Here is a 20854-nt window from a genome sequence, read left to right as displayed (position 1 = left end):
GGAAGACTATGAGAATTCTGATCATTGGGCCCAGTTGGGTCGGTGACATGGTAATGGCGCAGACACTCTTCGAGTGCCTGCAACAGCGCCACCCCGGCTGCGTCATCGATGTGCTGGCGCCCGAGTGGAGCCGGCCACTGCTGGAGCGCATGCCCCAGGTGCGTCAGGCCCTGAGTTTTCCATTGGGCCATGGCGCCTTCGAGCTGGCCACCCGCCGGCGCATCGGCAAAGGCCTGAAGGGCCAGTACGATCAAGCGATCCTGCTGCCCAACTCATTGAAATCGGCACTGGTCCCCTTCTTCGCCGACGTGCCGCAACGCACGGGTTGGCGCGGGGAGTTTCGTTACGGCTTGCTTAATGACGTGCGCGTGCTCGACAAGCAACGTTACCCCCTGATGATCGAGCGCTTCATGGCGCTGGCCTATGCGCCGGGTGCTGAGTTGCCGCAACCCTACCCGCAGCCGCGTCTGCGTATCGAGGAGCAAAGCCGCGCCCAGGCCTTGGCCCAGTTTGGCCTGGCGCTGGACCGCCCGGTCTTGGCGTTGTGCCCTGGCGCCGAGTTCGGCGAGTCCAAGCGTTGGCCCTCCGAGCACTATGCCGAGGTGGCCGAGCTGCGTATTCGCGAAGGCTGGCAAGTGTGGCTGTTCGGCTCGAAAAAAGACCACCCGGTGGGCGAGGCGATTCGCGGGCGCTTGATCCCTGGGTTGCGGGAAGAGTCGTTCAACCTGTGTGGCGAGACCTCGCTGGCCCAAGCTATCGATTTGCTGTCGTGCGCCGATGCGGTGGTGTCTAACGATTCGGGGCTCATGCACGTGGCTGCCGCGTTGAATCGGCCTCTGGTGGCCGTCTATGGCTCGACTTCGCCGGGGTTCACTCCGCCCTTGGCCGACCAGGTCGAGGTGGTCCGCCTGGGCCTTGAGTGCAGCCCCTGCTTCGAGCGCACGTGCCGTTTCGGCCACTACAATTGCTTGCGTCAGCTGGAGCCTAAACGCGTGTTCGATGCGTTGCAGCAACTCGACACGCCGATTGGGGTCGACTGAGTTGCGCGTACTGGTGATCAAGACCTCTTCCCTGGGCGATGTTATCCATACGCTGCCAGCGCTCACCGACGCGGCGCGGGCCATCCCCGGGATTCGTTTTGACTGGGTAGTGGAAGAAGGCTTTAGGGAAATTCCGACCTGGCACCCGGCCGTTGATCAAGTGCTGCCGGTGGCGATCAGGCGCTGGCGCAAGAACCTCTGGCAGACCTTCAAAAGTGGCGAATGGCGGCGCTTCAAGCAGCGCCTGCGCGAGACCCGTTACGACCTGGTGATCGATGCCCAGGGCCTGTTGAAAAGTGCCTGGCTGACCCGCTACGTGAAAGCGCCGGTGGCCGGGCTGGACCGCGACTCCGTTCGCGAGCCGCTGGCGAGCCGTTTTTACGACCGGCGCCTGGCAGTGGCCCGTGGCCAACATGCAGTGGAGCGGCTGCGCCAACTGTTCGCCATGGCCTTGGGTTATGACTTGCCCAATGCCATGGGAGACTATGGTTTGCGCCGTGAGCAGTGGCCGTCGCAGCTCCCGGCGCCGGCCTACGTGGTGTTCTTGCACGGCACCACCTGGGATACCAAGCATTGGCCCGAGCACTATTGGCGCGAGCTGGCCGAGCGTCTGGCCTTGGCGCGCATCGAAGTGCGCTTGCCCTGGGGCAACCCGGCCGAGCAGGCCCGCGCGCAACGCATCGCCACTGGCTTGAAAAATGTCCACATACTGCCCAAATTGAACCTGGCTGGGGTCGCGGCGATACTGGCCGAGGCCAAGGCCTGCGTGGCGGTCGATACCGGCCTTGGCCACCTGGCGGCGGCGCTGGATGTACCTACCGTGTCGCTGTTCGGGGCCACCAACCCAGGCCTTACCGGGGCCTACGGCAAAGGCCAGGAACACCTGGGCAGCGACTTCCCGTGTGCGCCGTGCCTGCAAAAAAAATGCACCTATCAACCGACGCCTGAAGACCAGGCCCGGTTCGATCTGAAACGCGAGTGGCCATTGTGCTTCACCCGGTTGAACCCCGAGCGTGTGGCGAGCCGACTGAGCGCAATGTTACTGGCCGAGGATCTTCGCTGATGCAACTGGCATTTGTGCTGTACAAATACTTCCCATTTGGCGGCCTGCAACGCGACTTTATGCGCATCGCGCTGGAGTGCCAGCAACGTGGGCATACCATTCGCGTCTATACCTTGATCTGGGAGGGCGATGTCCCGCCTGGTTTCGAGGTGTGTGTCGCCCCTGTCAAGGCGCTGTTCAACCACCGGCGCAACGAGAAGTTGCTGGCCTGGCTGCAGGCCGACCTGGCCAAGCGCCCGGTCGACCGGGTGGTCGGTTTCAATAAAATGCCGGGGCTGGATGTCTACTACGCCGCCGACGGCTGTTTCGAGGACAAAGCGCAAACCTTGCGCAACGGGCTGTACCGGCTGTGGGGGCGCTACAAGCACTTCGCCGATTACGAGCGCGCGGTGTTCGCCCCCGAGGCCAAGACCGAAATCCTGATGATTTCCGAGGTGCAGCAGCCACTGTTCATCAAGCACTACGCAACGCCCCTGGAGCGCTTCCACCTGCTGCCGCCGGGCATCGCCCAAGACCGCCGGGCGCCGGCCAACGCGGCGGAAATTCGCGCGCAGTTTCGCGGCGAATTCATGCTTGAGGACAATGAGCTGCTGGTGGTGCAGATCGGCTCCGGGTTCAAGACCAAAGGCGTCGACCGCTCTTTGAAAGCCCTGGCCGCACTGCCTGGCCCGTTGCGTAAGCGGGTCAGGATGATGATCATCGGCCAGGACGACCCTAAGGTCTTCCAGTTACAGGCCGCCACATTGGGCCTGACTGATCGCGTGCAGTTTCTCAAAGGGCGCAGTGACGTTCCGCGCTTCCTGCTGGGGGCCGACATATTGATCCACCCCGCCTACAACGAAAACACCGGTACCGTGTTGCTCGAAGCCTTGGTCGCGGGGCTGCCCGTGCTGGTTTCGGGAGTCTGCGGTTACGCCCATTACATTGTCGACGCCGAGGCAGGTCTGGTGTTGGATGAGCCTTTCGCGCAGGAGCAGCTCAACCGTTACCTGCAGCGCATGCTCGAAGACGATTCGGCCCGCGCTCAGTGGGCGCAAAACGCGCTGGCGTATGCCGACAACGCTGACCTTTACAGCATGCCGCAGCACGCTGCCGATGTAATCGTGGCCCAGGGGCACTCATGAAATTGATGCTAGCCGAACCCTTTAAACGCCTCTGGGCCCAACGGGACCCGTTCGAGGCGGTCGAGGCCCTGCAAGGCGAGGTCTATCGCGAGCTCGAAGGCCGACGTACCCTGCGCACCGAGGTCGAGGGGGCTGGCTATTTCGTCAAAATCCACCGTGGCATTGGTTGGGGCGAGGTGTTCAAGAACCTCTTTTCGGCCAAGTTGCCGGTGCTTGGCGCCGGCCAGGAATGGCGGGCGATCCAACGCTTGCATGAAGTCGGTGTGCCCACCATGACGGCGGTGGCCTACGGCGAGCGGGGCAGCAACCCGGCCGCGCAACATTCGTTCATCGTGACCCAGGAGCTGGCGCCCACCGTCAGCCTGGAAGACTTCAGCATGGATTGGCGCCAACGCCCGCCGCCGCCCCGGCTCAAGCATGCGCTGATCGCCGAAGTGGCGCGCATGACCGGGATGATGCACCGTGCGGGGGTCAACCACCGTGACTGTTATATCTGCCATTTCCTCCTGCACACCGACCAGCCGGTAACGCCTGAGCATTTTCGCTTGTCGGTGATCGACCTGCATCGCGCGCAAACCCGTACGCACATCCCTCGGCGCTGGCGTGACAAGGACCTGGCGGCGTTGTACTTCTCGACGTTCGATATTGGCCTGACCTCGCGCGACAAACTGCGTTTTCTGCGCGTTTATTTTCAGCTGCCCTTACGCCAGGTGCTCGGCCAACATGCCGCGCTGTTGGCACTTCTTCAGAGCAAAGCGGACAAGCTTTACGACCGTAAACTTCGTTACGGAGGCGCGCTCTGATGGCGGGTTGGACGCTAGAAGCTGACTATGCCCATTTGGCTGCGGACTTTGGCAGCCTTGAGGCTGTGTTTGCCCTTGAGGGGGAACCGTTGACCCGGGATCCGCTGTCTGAAGTGGTCCGCGTGCAGCGCGAAGGCGTGAATTACTACGTCAAACGTTACGTCGGCGCGGGCAAAGGGCTGCGGCGTTACATGGGGCGGCCGCGGGTTAAATCCGAGTGGCAAAACCTCAAGCGTTTTGCCAAGTGGGGGATTCCCACGGCAGAGGTGGTCGGTTGGGGCCTGGAGCGCCACGGCGCCAGTTATTACCGAGGTGCGTTGATTACCCGGGAGTTGCCTCGTACCGAAGACCTCGCGGCTTTGGCTGCGGCGGGCGACCCCCGTTTGGCCGATCGCGCCTGGGTCGACTCCATCAGCCGCCAATTGGCACGGTCCACCCGCGCGCTGCACGATAACCACTTCGCCCATAACGACCTTAAATGGCGTAATTTGCTAGTGGACGATGCCGGGGTGCTGTACTTCATCGACTGTCCAAACGGGGCTTTTTGGTGGGGCTTCCTGTTGCGCTACCGGATCACCAAAGACCTCGCTTGCCTGGACAAAGTCGCGAAATATCACCTCTCGGCCACCCAGCGTTTGCGCTTTTATCTGCAGTACCGCCAGCGCGCGCGGCTCAACGAGGCCGACAAGCGTCGCGTCCGTCATATCGTCACGTTTTTCGAGGGACGCGAATGAGCGATTTCATCGCCAGCAATGACCAAGCCCTGTTAGAGCGCCACGGTTTAGGTAGCTTCGAGGACTTGTGGGGGCTGCAGCTTGACGCCGTAGATGAGCCGAACACAGCGCGCGGTGGCTGGAGCAGCGTGTTTCGCTTGGAACTGGAAGGCAAAGGCTTTTACCTGAAACGCCAAAGCAACTACCTGACCCATACCTTGCATCGGCCGTTCGGTGAGCCCACCTTCGGCCGTGAATTCCGTAACATCCGCCGTTATCACGAACTGGGCATTCCGTCGTTGGATGCCGTTTATTACGGCCAGCGCCGTATTCCTGGGCAATGGCAGGCGCTGTTGATGACCCGAGCGCTGGACGGCTGGACGGACCTGGACTCACTGCTGCAGCAGTGGCCCAAGCTTTCAGACAAACAGCACTGGGCCATCGTGGTGGCCTGCGGCCAGTTGGCGCGCACACTCCACCGCGCAGGCCAGGTACATGGCTGTTTTTACCCCAAGCATATTTTCTTGCGCGAGCGCAGTGATACTTGGCAAGCGCAATTGATCGACTTGGAAAAAACCAGGCCTGTTGTGTTTGGTCAGCGCGATAAAATCAAAGACCTCGAGCCATTGCTGCGTCGCGCTGGCGCCTGGAGCGAATCCGACGTGCGGGTAATGCTGGCCACCTACCTACAGAAGTCGCAGGAAAGCCCGGTGGTCGAGCGTTGGCTGAGCCGCCTGTTGCGCCGGCGTACCCACAAGGAGTCGCGCTGATGCGCTTGTCGGAACTCAAGGCCGCCGGGCGAACGCCGGCCCTGCCGCTGGTAGTGACGCTTAGCGACGCTGCGGGCCCGGCAGATTTGCAACTGCTCAGCCTGCTGCGGGTGCTGCCTGGCCAGCGCTATGTGGGCGCGGCGGTTTGGCGCGGGCGTGCGGTATTGGCCAAGTTGCTGGTGGGGCCTAAGGCGGCGGTGCACTTTCAGCGCGAGCGCGACGGTGTGGGCTTGCTGGCCGCTCAGGGCTTGGCGACCCCCACGTTGTTGGCGCAGGGTCTAGAGAACGGCGAGGGCGGCTGGCTGCTGTTTGAATTTCTCGAAGGTGCGCAGAGCCTGGGCGAGGCCTGGCAGGCAGTGCAGGGCCTGCCCGTGTTGGCAGATGAGCAACAAGCCGTACTGGCTGAGGCGCTGACGGCCGTGGCCACCATGCATAGCAAAGGCTTATGGCAGGACGACCTGCATTTGGACAATCTGCTGCGGCATCAGGGCCAACTGTTTTTGATTGACGGGGCAGGGATCCGCGCTGAAACACCGGGTCAACCGTTGTCCCGCGCCCGGGTGTTGCAGAACCTGGGCGTGCTGTTTGCGCAACTTCCCAAAGCCTTGGAGCCCTTCACGGAAGAACTGCTCGTGCATTACCTGCTGGCCAACGGCGAGCACGGCCTGCCCATGGAAGCCTTGCAGACGCAGATCGACAAGGTCAGGGCCTGGCGGATGAAAGACTACATGGCCAAGGTTGGCCGTGAGTGCACCTTGTTTCATGTCGAAGCTGGGCCCTTTGGGCTCAGCGCCAGCCGGCGTGAAGAACACTTGGCAATGCCAGCCCTTTTCGCAATGGCCGATGCCCAGCTAGCCCGCGGGCCATTGTTGAAAGATGGGCACTCGGCGACGGTCGGCGTGGTGCAGGTCGCAGGGCGAGATTTACTCATCAAGCGCTACAACATCAAAAGCCTGCTGCACGCCTTCAAGCGTTTCTGGCGGCCGAGCCGTGCCTGGCACTCTTGGGTCGAGGGTAACCGGCTGCTGTTTCTGGGTATGGCCACGGCCACGCCTCTGGCGGTGCTGGAAAAGCGTTTTTTGTGGATGCGACGTACGTCGTATCTTGTCACCGAGCATTTGCCTGGGCCCGACCTGATCACCTGTTTTGCCCCTCACGTGGCCAGCGGTGATGTTCCTGCTGCGCAGCTCCAGGCCCTGGAGCAACTGTTCGGCGACCTCATTCGCGAGCGCATCAGCCACGGCGACCTCAAAGGCAATAACCTGTTCTGGCACAACGGCCGCTGGGCGCTGATCGATCTAGACGCCATGTGCCAGCACGATAACCAGAGCGGCTTTGCCGCAGCCTTCGGCCGCGACCGCGCGCGCTTGCTGCGCAACTGGCCGCCCGAGAGCGCGTTGCGCGCGCTGTTGGCCGAGCGCCTGCCTCATCTGCCCGGGCTTGAGGATTAGTTACGCGAGAATAGATATGCAACTTATTGCCTGAACAGTGCGCGCTAGGCTGACCCCTCTATCCAACGGAGGGGTTATGCATGACAACAGATGGCGCCATAACAGCAGACGACAACAACCTCGAAACCGAAGTCTCCAGGCTCAGGCAAGCGTACTGGGAAGCTAAGGTCGAGCAACTCTACGAGCAGTACCCCGACCTCAATCGACTGGCCGAGGAGGCCGCCGCCAATCTTTTGCTGCGCCTGACCGGCGCGCAGATAGACCCGCATCGGGTCTATTGGCACCACTTCTCCCATACGATGAGTAGCCCACTGACTTATACCGGGTGGATGCACTATGGAGTGCCCGTCCATTCGCTGACCCTGGTGGAACTGGTGCTGCGCCGGTTCGATTTGCAAGAGCAGGTCGACAGCGACCTGCTGATGCAGATGGGCGGTTTTTACACCGCTGATGCCAACGCAACTATCTTCGATGAGCACAACGAAGTACGACTGGACCCGCGCCAGGTCATGGATGAGTTCTGGCGCCTGGATTTCGCTGGCCTCTACTCCACCCGCTTGAAAGCGTTCTGGATCAACCAACGCGCGACTTACTGCCTGACGGCAAAAATCAGCCTGCTGGCCTGTGCCACCCATCAGTGCCTGGCCGGAAAGATGCGTGCGCAAGACTACACCGTTGTCTACCACGCCGTGGTCAATGACCCCAGCACGCCCTTTCGCCCCTTCAAACTGCAGGGGCCGGTGGTGGGGACCTCCAGCACCGTGGTGCGAACGTTCGACATCGCTGGCTTTACCAGTGACACCGTGTTGCGTTTCTGCACCCCGGCGGGGCGACAGATACTCTATCGGCCCTTGCAGCGGCCAGCCTTCGTCGCCTTCGATAGCGATGAACAGTTGTACGCATGGGTACAGAAACAGGTCAACACGCCGCAGGGGCTGGCCGATTTCATGCCACAGTTCGTTCGCCGCGAGCACGACCAGCAGGAGCGCTGGGACAACCTCAAAGTGCATCTGCAGTCCATTGCCGAAACGCCTTGGAGCCCCCGCCACCCGCGTTTCAATAACGTTAGCGTGACGGTGGATGCCCACGCCTTCACTTACCTGTGCGACACCCTGCAGCGCAACATGGAGCAGGACCTGAAGTACCTGTTGGTGTCCAACAGCACACTCACCAAAGGGCTGTGGATCAACTACCTGACGACCTTCACCAGGCTGTACGGCGGGTTCTCCCTACTCAGTGCCCCAATCGCGGCGGCGACCGTTGCTGCAGGTCTGGTGGATGTCGGTCTGAACATCGACAAAGCCGTGGAAGGGGTCAATGCACGGGAGCGCCGAGAGGGCGCCCGCGACGCTTTATTGAGTTCGCTCAATGTGGTGTTGACCTTACCGTTGTTGAACGAAGTCAGTGTGATCGGCGACATGGGCGAGGCGCCCATCGAACTCGCGCCGCCCAACGCTGAAAGCAATGCCATCGAAGGGGATAGTCTGACAAGCCATGGCTTGTCGCCCATGCGCAATGCCGATGATCCCCAGGCTATGGTCGAGCTGGAGCCTTATCGACCTGCAGTAATGCTCACGGGTGAAGACCCCATGAGCGTGGCTGGGCCATTGGCGGGCATCTATTTGTGCAATGGTGATGAAACCTATGCCGTGATCGACGGTAGCCCTTTTCGGGTGAGGTATGTGAGCACGCTCAAATCGTGGGGGGTGGTCGACCCTGCGAATCCCAATGGCTTTGAATTCTTCGTGCCCATCCGCCGAAACGAGTCGGGGCAATGGCAGGTTGGCGCACGCCTGCGCCTGGCCGGTGGCGGTGGCGGTGAAACGCAGGCCAGCGCTTTTTTACCGCTGTCGGCACCCACTGAGGCGATCGTCACTCAGCCACTGGAGGCTGACGTCACAGTCGAGCTGCCGCTCGATGGCGTCGAGCGGATACTCAATCGCTATATGATCAGGGTGCAGCGGCGCGGCCCGGTGGTGGCGGCGTACGACGCCGATCTAGGCGCCTGGCGCGCCCGGGACAGGATCTTGCAGGACGTGCTCTGGCGCACGCCCGAAGGCCGCTGGCAGCAGGGTGATGAGGCGCAGTGGCGGCTGGCCGCCGCGCAGGCGCCAGCGCCGGTTCGGCTCAAGTCGGTGTTGTTGCCGCCGTTGCCCAAACCGCTGCTCAATGCCCGACCCATTCCCAAAACACTGCATTACATCTGGGTGGGGCATGAGCTTCCTTCTGATGACCTGCTGCGCAATATCGTCGACAACTCGGCCAAAATGAAAGGCTACCAGTCCATTGTGCACAGCGATATGAGCACCCCCGAGCTGTCGGGGCAACTGGTGGAAAAGCTTTACGAGCACGGGTTTTCGGGAACAACCCTGGTATTGCGCAACGAGCCGTTCTTCAAGCAACTTGAACTCACTGACAGCGGTGCCCTTTACCAGCGTTGCCGCCATGGCGTTGCACGCAACCTGTCAGCTGCCAGTGACGTGCTGCGCTACCCACTGCTCGATGCTTACGGCGGCATCTACACCGACGTGGACAACGCCTTTACCTCGGTTTACGACAACGTGGAATTGCCTGCGGGTGTGCATGATGTGCTGCTCGATGATGCGGTCGAACTCGACACCCTGAACTTCAAGGGTTACAACAGCCATATTCTGGGCAGCCACGCCAACAACCCTGTACTGCGCCGTATTACCGAAGCCATGCGTGAGCAATTTCAAGCCAACCGGGCCTTTTATGATCAGGCCAGGCCGGTACTCACGTCGGCGGCGGAACCTGCACAAAAGGCCGCTTTTTGGGCCTACATGCGCAAGATGTTTGAAATGACGGGGCCAACGCTACTCAACCGGCAACTCCTGGCCTGTCGCCCCGATTACTATGAGCTGGCCCTGCGCCAGGAATTGAGTGTTGGGTGGGGCGTTACTAGCCAGGTTTACGAGCAGCGCTTAAACGGGCTTATCGATCACTACTTTCCTTTTATCAAGAAGGTCGAGGTGGAGGTCGGCAACTGCCATTCATGGCTTTCCACGCGTTAAGTAAGGCCAGACGCCGCCACTGGGACAGGCAGCCAGGCACTGATCACGCCCGCCTGTTTGACTTTGATTTCCCAGTGGCGCGCGGCGTGGTCATAGCGCAATAGGATGGTTGCCGGTTGGCCCTCTTGGGGGGCGGGGGCCAATACCTGGTAGCGGTCTTCGCGCAGGCTCTTGCGTACAGCCACTACATAGGTGCCGAGAACCACATACAGAGCGCCGTGGTGAGTCGCCAGGCCGCGGTCGTCGGTGTCCAGTTCGACTGCGGCGATATCGCCTCGCTGGTAATCTTCCAGTAGGCGGGGTAGGTCAGGGGTAGAGCCGTGCCACTGCACGCTGCTGATGATTTCCAGGTCGCCGCCTGGGGTGCGGCGCACCATGGGTTTATAGAGCGTGTCGGGGTTGCGTGCATCCACCACGTGCCAGGCTTCGCCGTCGAACAGCACTTGATAGGTGCGCCCCGCGCGGTCTTCCATAAAGTACTCAGAGGGGCCCCCGGTAGTCGAGACTTTCTCATAGACCCCCTCCTGATAACGCCCGTCCACACGAAAGCGCAGATTGGGCGGCGTCTGCTCCAGCGATAGGCTTGGATTCACCAGCAGCGGTGCTTTCAACGGTATCTTGCGCAGGGTACGCGCCATGAACGGCGAGCCCAGGGCAATGGACGTGGCGTCCAGACTATGGGCCAGGCTGTCTAGCAGGCTATTCAAGGCTTCGCTGTTGCGCTTCTGGGCCACGTGGTCGAGCCCTTCCCATAGGGTCCAAAAAGCTCTGCCCAAAGCCAACGGCAATAGCAGTTTGCCGGGAAGGACGGTCGAGGCGATTTCCACCAGCAATAGGCTCAACTGCCAAGCTTGGTTGACGTTGATTTCAAAGGTAGAAGTCGATTGTGCATCGATATTGGCCAGCACTTGCTGAACCTCGGCACGGTATTGCTGGTGGATGAAATCCCCCGATATTTTCCGCAACTGCACCTCAGACCCAGCACCGCCTCTGCTTAGCCACTGCCTCACATCGGCTTGATGGGCTAAGGCGACGCGCGCGATCACGTACTCGCACAGCTTAGGGCTGGCTTTGAAGTTGCGCAGCCACTGCGCCCCGTTACGGTACTCGCGCCAGGCCCGGCGGTCAGGCGCATCCGGGGTGTACACCACTAGGTTGGGAACGCTGCGCGATGCAGCCGAAGTGATGACCAGTACGCCGCTGACCGTGGCATTTCTGATCAATAACTGATGTATGTCCAGTTGATGCCCGGCAAAACTTCTTGCCCCCTGGGTATTGTCGGGTTGCTTAAGCAGCGCGGCTGCCCACTGATAGCCACGTTCATCACGGTCCGCAAGAAGATGCCCGGCATAGCGGGCCTTGATGGCCTCGGCGTGCATTCTGGCCAGGGTGATCGCGCGGTAATGCTCTTGGCGCCACTGTGCGTCTTTGCCGTGCAGTAAACGAGCTTTGACGAACCGTGCATAGGTATCACCGATGTCGAGGTGGCGTACCAGGTCTTGCAAGTAGCCAGGTGACAGGTTGCTGCAGTCACTGCCGGGCGGGCAGCTTACGCGGGCGGTCAGGGCATAGTCGCTGTCGAACCCTGCTACGTTGGTTAGCGCCAGCTCGGTCAGGCTGTAGCGCCGAGTGGTCAGGGTGACCGGGTAACCGGCCTGTTGCCGCGCCCTGCCGACAATTGAGCTGGTGGGGTTGGTGGGCGGCGGGATTGGCCCGGTCTGTAGGGCAGTGGTGACACTAATGGTGATTGTGTCGGGGTCTACCTCGACGCCGCGGTCGGCGCGTAGGCGCTCTTTGATTCGCTCCCTGGCGTAGCTGAGCATCTGCCCAGGTTCGGCAAACTGCTTGAGGCTGGGCACCCCCCGGTTGGCGGCGAGCGCCAGTGCAGCCGCCAGGGCTTGTAGAGCCTGCATAATGTCGATTTTTTGCTGGGCAGAAGCCTGCTTCATCCAAGGTGGCAGATTTTTCTCAAGGAGTGCGGTGTAGCGCGTGCTCAGCAACGCTTTATTGTTAATCAGCCCAAGCGGATCAATGGCCTGGCTCAGCCCCGAGCTCATGTCGACAAAACTGATCGGGCCACTGTTGCCTGCCCAGTCATCGATCTGTCGGTCCTGCCAGGCCCTGAGGTCGGCGATGGTCTGCGTGAACACGTCGCGGTGCAGCTCTTGCAGTTCCAGGGCCTGCGCGCGCAAGGCTTGAATTCGATCCGCGCGGCCCAGGGGGGCCAGGAGTTGCTGGGTTTGCCGCTCGTCGTCGAAGCGTTCGGCCAATTCGTCATACAGGTCGCTCAGCGAGTCGAAGGGTTCGAGCCCGCAAGCCAAAGTATGCAAGGTGGCCGCACCACAGTCTGTGCGCGGCGAAATGATCGCGGGAGCGCCTTTGCTGGGTACACTGAACGCGCCAAACCGATCGGTAAAACCCATTGCGTCGCGTTGGGTCACGACGTAGGCGCCCGGCAAGCTGACCTCCCAGCCATTGGCGGGGCTGGTGAGCCTGATCCGGTACACCCCAGGCCGATTATTGGCGGGCAGCGCTTGGCGAGCCGCCGCGTCCGGGTAGGTAATGAGTTGATTGAGCATGGTCGCCGTCGCGGGTGGCAGGGTGGCGTCCTGCTCGCGCAGCCGTAATTGCGCTTGCAACTGCTCGACCAATGCCGCGCGCCACCTCGCCGTAAGGTTCTGGCCTTGCCAGCGGTGGATGAGCCAGTGGCGTTTGAGATAGTCCTTGAATAGCGCCCGGGGGCTACCGCCAACCAGCTCGATCAAACGTTCCAGTGGCTCGGGACGAAGGCTCTGGGGGGGCTGTTGGCGTTCGGTGGGATAACTGACCGTGCATGGCCGGGCCAGGCTGAGCGGGCGGCCCGTGGCCAGGCGCTGTTGCACCCAGAAGGTCAGGGGTTGCCCGTCGACAAGCAACTGCTGGGCACGCACGGCCTCAGGTAGTCGCGGGAAGCCGTCGTGCAGGCGGATGTGCAGTATTTCCAGCAGTGAAGGTGCGGCATCGAATGTCTGCTCAATACGCTGCTCCAGGGCTTCGAGCTGCTCGATGGGGTCCAATTCATTCATGATGTTTCCTTGGCGCGTGGACGGTCGGCCAGGTTAAAGCCACGCTGCCGGCCTTCGGCGGTGCATAGTTACGCGCGAGGCCAGGCTGGAGCGAAGATCGGGCCGCAGTGCCCCCGCTACAGTCGCCGGCTTTTGCGTTATAATCGCGCCCCTTTAGCTGCCTGCCGCCTTGCCGCATGCACCAATACCCCGATTAAAGAGGCTAGACCTTTGGCATTGACGATCCTTGGCCTGTCCGGCGCCCTTAGCCATGATCCCTCCGCGGCCCTCTATATCGATGGCAAGCTGATCGCCGCTGCCGAGGAAGAGCGCTTCGTGCGCGACAAACACGCAAAGAACCGCATGCCTTACGAGTCGGCTAAGTTCTGCCTGGAACAAGCGGACATCAAGCCAGCGGATGTCGACGTCGTCGCCATCCCATTCGCGCCCATCAGCCTGTTCGGCAAAGCCCGTTGGCATTACGCCAAGCGCTATTGGTATGCGCCAGACCGCGCCCTCGATGCGTTGTTGATGGGTAACCGGCGGTATAAGCGTTACCGCAACAAAATTGTGTTCTGCCTCGAGCAGCTGGGCTTCGACCCGAAAAAAATCAAGATCGAGCCGGTCGAGCACCACCTGGCCCACGCCTCCAGTGCCTACCACTGCTCGGGCTTCCAGGAAAAAACCGCGATTCTGGGCATCGACGGCAAGGGTGAATACGCCACCACCTTTTTCGGCTATGGCGAGCACGGCCAGATCCATAAGATCAAAGAATTCTTCGACCCCGACTCCCTGGGCGGGCTCTACGGGGCGATCACCGAATTTCTCGGTTTCGAAATGCTCGATGGTGAGTTCAAGGTCATGGGCATGGCGCCGTATGGTGACGCCAGCAAATACGACTTTTCGCGCTTGGCCAGCTTTGAAAAAGGCGAGCTGGTGATCAACACCGATTACGCTAACGTCATCGGGCTACGCCGCTATAAAGAAAAGGGCAAGGGTTTCTATTTTTCGCCCAAGCTGATCGAGTGGTTGGGGCCCAAGCGTGAAGGCGATATCGCCGACGAGCCCTATATTCACTACGCTGCCAGCATGCAAGCGCTGTTCGAGAAGCTGGCGCTGCAGATGATCGACTATTACCTGGGTGATGTTCTGAAAGAGACCGGCAAGCTGGCCTTCGCCGGTGGCTGTGCGCTGAACGTCAAGCTCAACCAGAAAATCATCGCCCGCCCTGACGTCAAAGAGCTGTTCGTGCAGCCGGCGTCGGGTGATGCGGGCACCGCCGTAGGCGCCGCAGCTTACGTGTCCCACGCCCGTGGGGTGCCGGTGGAGAAAATGGAGCACGTGTACCTCGGCCCGTCTTACTCCAACGAGGACGTCATTGCGGCCTGCGCGCGGCACCCGAGCGCGCCTAAGTGGCAGAAAATCGACAACATGCCCCAGCGCATCGCCGAGATCATGGTGGCTGGCAACCCGGTGGCCTGGTTCCAGGGGCGCATGGAATTTGGCCCACGGGCCCTGGGCGGTCGGTCGATCATCGGCTGCCCAAGCGTGCCGGGCGTGGCTAACCGCATCAACGAACAGATCAAGTTCCGCGAGCGCTGGAGACCCTTCTGCCCGTCGATGCTGGACACCGTCGGCCCGCAGATGATCAAGGTCGACCACCCGGCACCCTTCATGACGTTCACCTTCGAAGTGGCCGAAGAATGGAAAACCCGTGTGCCTGAAGTGGTCCACGAAGACGGCACCTCCCGGGCTCAGGTGCTCAAACGCGAGTACAACCCGCGCTACTACGACATGATGAAAGCCCTCGAAGACCTCACCGGAAACGGTGTGTCGCTCAACACCTCGTTGAACCGCCGTGGCGAGCCCATGATTTGCTCACCGACCGACGCCTTGAACATGTTCTTCGGCTCCGATCTGGAGTACCTGATCATGGAAGACATTCTGGTGCTCAAGCAGGGTGTGGAGGATCAGGAAAGTGCCTGAACCGTTGATCAGCATTGTAATCCCGGCTTACAACTACGCCTCATTGTTGCCTAGGGCGTTGGATTCAGTGCTGTGTCAGATGGCCGATGATATCGAACTGATCATCGTCAATGACGGTTCCACCGATGACACTCGCGAGGTGTTGGACACTTACCTGGCGGGGCGCGAAGGCAATATTACGGTTGTGCACCAGGCCAATGCCGGTGCTGGCAGCGCACGTAATCACGGTATCCGCCTTGCCCGGGGCGAATATGCCCTGATGCTCGACGCCGACGACGAGTTGCTGGCGGACGCGCTGGACCACCTACGTGAGGCCGTGCGCGCCCACCCCGAGGCCGGGCTGGTGTTGGGCGGCCAGATATCGGTATACCCCGACGGGCGCGAACGTGTTCGCACACCGACTCCGGCGGTCGGAACGCCCGAGCAGTTGATCCGCCGGTATCTTCTCCAAAAGAAGATTTCCATATCCCACTGCTGCACCTTGTTTCGCCGCGATCTGCTGCTGGCGCGCCCCTACCCGGAGAGCCTACGGTCGGCCGAGGACATCCCGGTGTTCGCCTATCTGCTGGTCAATGCCAGCGTAGCCCTGGTGTCAGCCCCTCTGGCGCGAATCCACAAGCACCCCGACAGTCTGCGCCACAGCCGCGTTGATGAAGAAGGTGTGGAAGAGGGCATCGAAGAGGTTTTTTCGCACCTGCCCAGCGCCTGCCAGCACCTGCGCAGCCGCTACTCTGCTCAGTGTTATCTCTCTGTGTTCAGGGCTGCCCTGTTGGCCAAAGATTACCCGGCGGCGCGGCACTACTACCTGCGCTCGCTGCGCCTGAGCCCTATCCAGGCACTGCGCTGGAGCTACCTACGCAAAGCGTTGAAACTAGGCACGCTATGATGCGCGTCCTGGTTCTGACGAGCACGCCACGCGAACCTGACAATCACCTTCTTTGGAAAGGCCTGGCACGCTTTGCCGAGGTTGAAGTCCGTTACATCGACCGGGCGCAGCAGAAGCGGCTCGGCTCTCTATTGCGCGCTATTGACGCCACGGCATTCGATCGGGTCGTCGTCGATTTACTCTTTCGCTACGTGCACAAACAGGTGCGTATTCTCCGGCGTATGCCGGGCTTGATGTTTTATGAAGAAGACGCCTGGCTGGAGTTCACGCCCAACTCCCGCTGGCGCGGTAAGTTCTCTGCGTTCTACCGGCAGGTCCCCCATGCGCGGGTGGTCATGACAGGTTTTCATGTGGCCCAGCGCTTCAAATCCCTGGGGGTGGACGCGCACTTCCTGGTCAAGGGGTATGACAGCGATAAGCTGTACGATGCGTGCCAGCCGCGGGACATCGAGTTGGGATTCATCGGCCGATTAGGTAGCAATGCCTATCGCGAGCGTCGCGCCTTTTTGCAGCGGGCGGCCGATCGATTCGGTCTGGCGATCATGCGCACGGAGCCAGGCGATGCTTATCGCGAGGCGCTTAATCGAATCAAAGTTTTCGTCAGTGCTGATATCGATATGGGCGAATACATGGCAAAGAACTTCGAGGCCATGGCGTGCGGGTGTGCGCTATTGGCTTACCGTCAGAGCGAAGCTGAGGTGCAAGCCATTGGCCTTGTCGATGGGGGTAACGTCATGCTGTACGGCTGCGAGCAAGAGTTCGATGCCAAGCTAGCCCAGCTAAGGGCGGACCCGCCACTGGCCGAGCGTATCGCGCAGCAGGGCCGGCTCTTCGCCGAACAGCACCTGAACTACTTCGAACAGTCAAAAGCCGTGTTTGACCTTCTTTCCCCTGCGTTGCCGCCTCCAGCCCCCCGCGGGTTCTTCGCGCGCTGGTGGCGCGGTTAACAGCTTCCTGGCGAGCTCTCAGCTCGCTGCCTTTTGCCGATCGGCCACTTTATCGTAGGCGCCCATCAGTGCGTCCCACGGGAAGTCGTTGATGTCGGAGCGTTTCAGATAATTGCGCAAATGTTGGAAGTTGCGGCGGACCATCGACCCATTCAGCGCTTTGGATTTAAAACGCGTGTCCAGAAAATCAATGAGCCCGAACTGCTGCTCAGGGGTGCGCAAAATATTACCCAGGTGCAGTGAGCGGAAGTAAATACCGCGCTGGTGCAGGCTGAAAATATAAGCCGCCAGCTCCGGTAGCAGCGCATTGAAGGCATCCCTGTCGTGCAGATAGATGGCATCCAGTGAGGTGCCGGGCAGCGGCTGGTAAAGGCAAGCGCTGATACCGAGGGCAGGGTCCAGCCAAAAATAATCGCTGACCTGCGGTGTGCTGATGCCCAGTTTTCGCAGGCGCCGAGCCTTGTTGTAGAACTGTTGTGCATCTGGGTTGAGCCGCACCAGCAGGTTGTGGCGGCGGCTGCGAAAGATCTTTAGCAGGTCACCATTGGCCAGCTTGACGACCTTGGGGCCTTTGCTGTCTTTTTCCAGCACCGTTCCCTCGCTGAGCCAATATTGGATTTGGTTCGCTGGTACAATACGCATTGGTCTCTCTTTTGAATGGTACGGGGCGTTTCAAATGGTTAATTCTTCCCAGCAATCCAGCATGAGAATCTACCTGCGATTGTTGAAATACGTGGTTCCTTACTGGGGCATTTTCGCCATCAGTATTGTGGGCTTCGTATTGTTCGCCTCGAGCCAGCCGATGCTCGCTGACATGCTCAAACACTTCCTCAATGCCTTACAAGAACCAGCCGACGCCAAGTTTCTAGGCGTGCCGATGATCTTGGGCGTGCCATTTCTGATTGTACTCATTGCGGTCTATCAAGGCATAGGCTCATTTTTAGGTAACTACTACCTGGCCAAGGTGGCCGCCGGGGTTATTCACGACTTGCGCTGTTCGCTGTTCGACAGCCTGCTGACCCTGCCCAATCGCTACTTCGATAACCACAATTCTGGCCATTTGATTTCACGGATTACTTACAACGTGACGATGGTCACCGGCGCCGCCACGGACGCTATCAAAGTGGTTATTCGCGAAGGGCTGACCGTGGTCTTTCTGCTGGGGTATTTGTTCTACAGTAACTGGAAGATGACCTTGGTCATGTTGGCGATTCTGCCAGTGATCGCCGTGATGGTCAGCAGCGCGAGCAAGAAATTTCGTAAGCAGAGCAAGAAGATTCAGTCGGCGATGGGCGATGTGACGCACGTTGCTTCGGAGACCATTCAGGGCTACCGAGTCGTGCGCAGTTTTGGTGGCGAAACCTACGAGCAGCGCCGCTTCCACGATGCCAGTTCGAGCAATATGAATCGCAGCTTGGGAATGACCCGTACCCAGGCAATCTATACACCAATGCTGCAACTGGTCATCTATGTCGGCATGGCGATACTGATGTACCTGGTGCTCTATATGCGCGGGGATGCGTCGGCCGGTGAGCTGATTGCCTACATTACCGCCGCAGGCCTGCTGCCCAAACCGATCCGCCAGCTGTCCGAAGTCAGTGCGACCATTCAGAAGGGCCTGGCGGCCGCTGAGAGCATTTTTGATCAGCTCGATGAGGCTCCTGAGCTCGATGCCGGGCAATACGAGCGGCCTCGCGTCGATGGGCGGTTGGAAGTGCGCAACCTGAGTTTCAGCTACCCAGGTACGGAAAAAACCGTGCTGGATAACATCTCCTTCGTGGCCGAGCCTGGCCAGATGGTAGCGCTGGTCGGCCGCTCCGGCAGTGGCAAATCGACTCTCGCCAACCTGATTCCGCGCTTTTATCACCACGGCCAGGGGCAGATCCTGCTGGACGGCGTCGATGTCGAAGACTACAAGCTGGTCAATCTGCGTCAGCACATCGCCTTGGTCAATCAGCAGGTCACCCTGTTCAACGACACGGTGATTAACAACATCGCCTATGGCGCCTTGACCGGGGCTCCGTTGGAGGACGTCAAGGGTGCCGCAGAGGCGGCCTACGCTGACGAGTTTATCGTGCAGATGCCACAAGGTTACGAGACGCTGGTTGGTGAGAACGGCGTGCTGCTTTCCGGGGGCCAACGCCAGCGGCTAGCTATTGCACGGGCATTGCTGAAAAATGCGCCTTTGCTGATTCTTGACGAGGCCACATCGGCCCTGGACACCGAATCCGAGCGCCATATCCAGGCCGCGTTGGACGAAGTCGTGAAGGGGCGCACTACCCTGGTGATCGCCCACCGCCTGTCGACGATCGAGAAGGCCGACCTCATTCTTGTCATGGACAAGGGCCAGATTGTCGAGCGGGGCAGCCATCATCAGTTGCTGGCCCTCAATGGCTACTATGCTCGTCTGCACGAAAAGGACTTCAAGGTCGACTCCATAGCGGTGGAAGAAACCGACTGAACGCAGCATCTGCGCCTAGTGTGGCGTGCATTCCACGCCTATTGGCTATGTTATGATCCGCGTCGTTTTTTGCTTTCGGAGCCTCCATGAAGTTGTCCATGCCGCGATTCGATCAAGCCCCTGTATTGGTAGTGGGCGATGTCATGCTCGACCGTTACTGGCATGGTGGTACCTCGAGAATTTCTCCTGAAGCCCCGGTGCCGGTGGTCAAGGTCGAGCAGATCGAGGACCGCCCTGGTGGTGCTGCCAACGTCGCCTTGAATATCGCGGCGCTGGGTGCGCCGGCGCGCTTGGTGGGGGTTACCGGCGAGGACGAAGCTGCCGAAAGCCTAGCCAACAGCCTTAACGCGGCGGGGGTGCACGCGCATTTTCAGCGCATCGCGCACCAGCCGACCATCGTCAAACTGCGGGTCATGAGCCGGCACCAGCAACTGCTGCGTATCGACTTTGAAGAGCCGTTCGCCACCGATCCCCTGGCGCTGGGGGTCGAAGTCGACAAGCTGCTCGATGGCGTAAAGGTGTTGGTCTTGTCGGACTACGGCAAAGGCGCTCTGAAGAATCACCAGGCCTTGATCACCGCTGCCCGCGCCAAAGGCATTCCGGTGTTGGCAGACCCAAAAGGCAAGGATTTTTCGGTCTATCGTGGCGCGAGCCTTATTACTCCCAACCTCAGTGAGTTCGAAGCGATCGTTGGGGGCTGTGCCGATGAGGCCGAGCTGGTCGCCAAAGGCGCCGAGCTGATGAGTGAACTGGAGCTCGGCGCGCTGCTGGTGACCCGCGGCGAGCATGGCATGACCCTGCTACGCCCTGGGCATCCGGCGTTACATTTGCCGGCCCGGGCCCGCGAAGTGTTCGACGTGACGGGCGCTGGCGACACGGTAATCTCCACCCTGGCGGCGGCGATTGCTGCCGGTGAAGAGCTGCCCCATGCGGTGGCGCTGGCTAATCTGGCGGCGGGTATCGTCGTCGGTAAGCTGGGGACAGCAGCGATCAGTGCCCCAGAGCTGCGCCGGGCGATCCAACGCGAAGAAGGTTCGGAGCGTGGTGTGCTGAGCCTCGACCAGTTGCTCCTGGCTATCGAAGATGCGCGGGCCCACAACGAGCGCATCGTGTTCACCAATGGCTGCTTCGACATCCTCCATGCTGGGCATGTGACCTACCTGGAGCAGGCCAGAGCCCAGGGCGATCGGCTGATCGTGGCGGTCAACGATGATGCTTCGGTGAGCCGCTTGAAGGGGCCGGGCCGGCCCATCAACAGCGTCGATCGGCGCATGGCCGTGTTGGCGGGCCTGGGCGCGGTGGACTGGGTGATCAGCTTCGCCGAGGGTACCCCGGAAAACCTCCTGAGCCACGTTCGCCCCGACGTGTTGGTCAAGGGTGGCGACTACTCGATGGAGCAGGTGGTCGGGGCCGATATCGTCCACGCCTATGGCGGCACGGTGAAGGTGCTGGGCCTAGTGGAGAACAGCTCTACCACGGCTATCGTCGAAAAGATCCGCGGCCGATAGCGCGCCTTGGGGCCGCAGGCGCGCGG

The 20854-nt window shown here is 60.6% G+C and carries 15 protein-coding genes; 13 read left to right on the top strand and 2 right to left on the bottom strand.

The features are described 5' to 3' along the window. Nucleotides 1–8: 8 nt before the first annotated feature. The 8 genes from waaF to QCL65_RS23610 all read left to right on the top strand — a co-directional run bounded on the left by waaF (nucleotide 9) and on the right by QCL65_RS23610 (nucleotide 9996). Nucleotides 9–1040 carry a lipopolysaccharide heptosyltransferase II gene (gene waaF / locus QCL65_RS23645; protein WP_407313192.1) on the top strand — a complete coding sequence of 344 codons (1032 nt, stop codon included), beginning with the start codon at nucleotides 9–11 and terminating at the stop codon, nucleotides 1038–1040. A 1-nt stretch (nucleotide 1041) separates the two neighbouring features. Continuing rightward, a complete protein-coding gene (gene waaC, locus QCL65_RS23640; protein ID WP_407316995.1) occupies nucleotides 1042–2103 on the top strand; it encodes a lipopolysaccharide heptosyltransferase I in 1062 nt (353 codons plus the stop codon). Continuing rightward, nucleotides 2103–3227, top strand: a complete 1125-nt coding sequence (locus QCL65_RS23635) for a glycosyltransferase family 4 protein (RefSeq protein WP_407313190.1) — start codon at nucleotides 2103–2105, stop codon at nucleotides 3225–3227. Before waaC ends, QCL65_RS23635 begins: the two co-directional genes overlap by 1 nt. Next, entirely contained in the window at nucleotides 3224–4030 is an 807-nt protein-coding gene (gene rfaP, locus QCL65_RS23630) for a lipopolysaccharide core heptose(I) kinase RfaP (RefSeq protein WP_407313188.1), read from the top strand. Before QCL65_RS23635 ends, rfaP begins: the two co-directional genes overlap by 4 nt. Further along, complete coding sequence (locus QCL65_RS23625) at nucleotides 4030–4764, top strand: lipopolysaccharide kinase InaA family protein (RefSeq protein ID WP_407313186.1); 735 nt, start codon at nucleotides 4030–4032, stop codon at nucleotides 4762–4764. The genes rfaP and QCL65_RS23625 overlap by 1 nt, the downstream gene beginning before the upstream one ends. Beyond that, nucleotides 4761–5513 (top strand): lipopolysaccharide kinase InaA family protein, encoded by a 753-nt coding sequence (locus QCL65_RS23620; RefSeq protein ID WP_407313184.1) that lies wholly within the window; start codon nucleotides 4761–4763, stop codon nucleotides 5511–5513. The genes QCL65_RS23625 and QCL65_RS23620 overlap by 4 nt, the downstream gene beginning before the upstream one ends. Then, the gene (locus QCL65_RS23615) at nucleotides 5513–6964 is read left to right on the top strand and encodes a lipopolysaccharide kinase InaA family protein (RefSeq protein WP_407313181.1); all 1452 of its coding nucleotides are present in this window, start codon (nucleotides 5513–5515) and stop codon (nucleotides 6962–6964) included. The genes QCL65_RS23620 and QCL65_RS23615 overlap by 1 nt, the downstream gene beginning before the upstream one ends. An 80-nt stretch (nucleotides 6965–7044) precedes the next feature. Beyond that, the gene (locus tag QCL65_RS23610; protein ID WP_407313179.1) at nucleotides 7045–9996 is read left to right on the top strand and encodes a dermonecrotic toxin domain-containing protein; all 2952 of its coding nucleotides are present in this window, start codon (nucleotides 7045–7047) and stop codon (nucleotides 9994–9996) included. Here the strand turns inward: QCL65_RS23610 and QCL65_RS23605 are convergent. Further along, nucleotides 9993–13061 (bottom strand): dermonecrotic toxin domain-containing protein, encoded by a 3069-nt coding sequence (locus QCL65_RS23605; protein ID WP_407313177.1) that lies wholly within the window; start codon nucleotides 13059–13061, stop codon nucleotides 9993–9995. The two genes, QCL65_RS23610 and QCL65_RS23605, sit on opposite strands and share 4 nt — an antisense overlap. A 210-nt stretch (nucleotides 13062–13271) precedes the next feature. On the opposite strand from QCL65_RS23605, the gene QCL65_RS23600 reads away from it, so the two are divergent. From QCL65_RS23600 to QCL65_RS23590, 3 genes are read left to right on the top strand one after another with little or no spacing between them, the layout of a single operon-like run. Then, complete coding sequence (locus QCL65_RS23600) at nucleotides 13272–15026, top strand: carbamoyltransferase (protein WP_407313175.1); 1755 nt, start codon at nucleotides 13272–13274, stop codon at nucleotides 15024–15026. Next, entirely contained in the window at nucleotides 15019–15912 is an 894-nt protein-coding gene (locus QCL65_RS23595) for a glycosyltransferase family 2 protein (RefSeq protein ID WP_407313173.1), read from the top strand. Before QCL65_RS23600 ends, QCL65_RS23595 begins: the two co-directional genes overlap by 8 nt. Further along, entirely contained in the window at nucleotides 15912–16859 is a 948-nt protein-coding gene (locus QCL65_RS23590) for a glycosyltransferase (protein WP_407313171.1), read from the top strand. The genes QCL65_RS23595 and QCL65_RS23590 overlap by 1 nt, the downstream gene beginning before the upstream one ends. Before the next feature lie 18 nt (nucleotides 16860–16877). On the opposite strand, the gene QCL65_RS23585 is transcribed toward QCL65_RS23590, so the two are convergent. Next, nucleotides 16878–17501 carry a lipopolysaccharide kinase InaA family protein gene (locus QCL65_RS23585; RefSeq protein ID WP_407313169.1) on the bottom strand — a complete coding sequence of 208 codons (624 nt, stop codon included), beginning with the start codon at nucleotides 17499–17501 and terminating at the stop codon, nucleotides 16878–16880. A 34-nt stretch (nucleotides 17502–17535) separates the two neighbouring features. On the opposite strand from QCL65_RS23585, the gene msbA reads away from it, so the two are divergent. Together msbA and hldE are read left to right on the top strand one after the other, a co-directional pair. Beyond that, nucleotides 17536–19320, top strand: coding sequence for a lipid A export permease/ATP-binding protein MsbA (gene msbA / locus QCL65_RS23580; protein ID WP_407313167.1), 1785 nt, complete (start codon nucleotides 17536–17538; stop codon nucleotides 19318–19320). 86 nt (nucleotides 19321–19406) lie between these two features. Then, a complete protein-coding gene (gene hldE / locus QCL65_RS23575) occupies nucleotides 19407–20828 on the top strand; it encodes a bifunctional D-glycero-beta-D-manno-heptose-7-phosphate kinase/D-glycero-beta-D-manno-heptose 1-phosphate adenylyltransferase HldE (RefSeq protein WP_407313165.1) in 1422 nt (473 codons plus the stop codon). Nucleotides 20829–20854 lie beyond the last annotated feature (26 nt).

It is taken from the genome of Pseudomonas sp. nanlin1, from assembly GCF_045571515.1.
Classification (GTDB): domain Bacteria; phylum Pseudomonadota; class Gammaproteobacteria; order Pseudomonadales; family Pseudomonadaceae; genus Aquipseudomonas.
This window is presented reverse-complemented; position numbering and strand designations above follow the sequence as displayed.

Coding starts and splice junctions, on each gene's coding strand:
- hldE (WP_407313165.1), top strand. CDS start 19,407: ATGAAGTTGTCCATGCCGCGATTCGATCAAGCCCCTGTATTGGTAGTG.
- QCL65_RS23585 (WP_407313169.1), bottom strand. CDS start 17,501: ATGCGTATTGTACCAGCGAACCAAATCCAATATTGGCTCAGCGAGGGA.
- msbA (WP_407313167.1), top strand. CDS start 17,536: ATGGTTAATTCTTCCCAGCAATCCAGCATGAGAATCTACCTGCGATTG.
- waaF (WP_407313192.1), top strand. CDS start 9: ATGAGAATTCTGATCATTGGGCCCAGTTGGGTCGGTGACATGGTAATG.
- QCL65_RS23625 (WP_407313186.1), top strand. CDS start 4,030: ATGGCGGGTTGGACGCTAGAAGCTGACTATGCCCATTTGGCTGCGGAC.
- QCL65_RS23620 (WP_407313184.1), top strand. CDS start 4,761: ATGAGCGATTTCATCGCCAGCAATGACCAAGCCCTGTTAGAGCGCCAC.
- rfaP (WP_407313188.1), top strand. CDS start 3,224: ATGAAATTGATGCTAGCCGAACCCTTTAAACGCCTCTGGGCCCAACGG.
- QCL65_RS23605 (WP_407313177.1), bottom strand. CDS start 13,061: ATGAATGAATTGGACCCCATCGAGCAGCTCGAAGCCCTGGAGCAGCGT.
- QCL65_RS23590 (WP_407313171.1), top strand. CDS start 15,912: ATGCGCGTCCTGGTTCTGACGAGCACGCCACGCGAACCTGACAATCAC.
- QCL65_RS23610 (WP_407313179.1), top strand. CDS start 7,045: ATGACAACAGATGGCGCCATAACAGCAGACGACAACAACCTCGAAACC.
- QCL65_RS23615 (WP_407313181.1), top strand. CDS start 5,513: ATGCGCTTGTCGGAACTCAAGGCCGCCGGGCGAACGCCGGCCCTGCCG.
- QCL65_RS23635 (WP_407313190.1), top strand. CDS start 2,103: ATGCAACTGGCATTTGTGCTGTACAAATACTTCCCATTTGGCGGCCTG.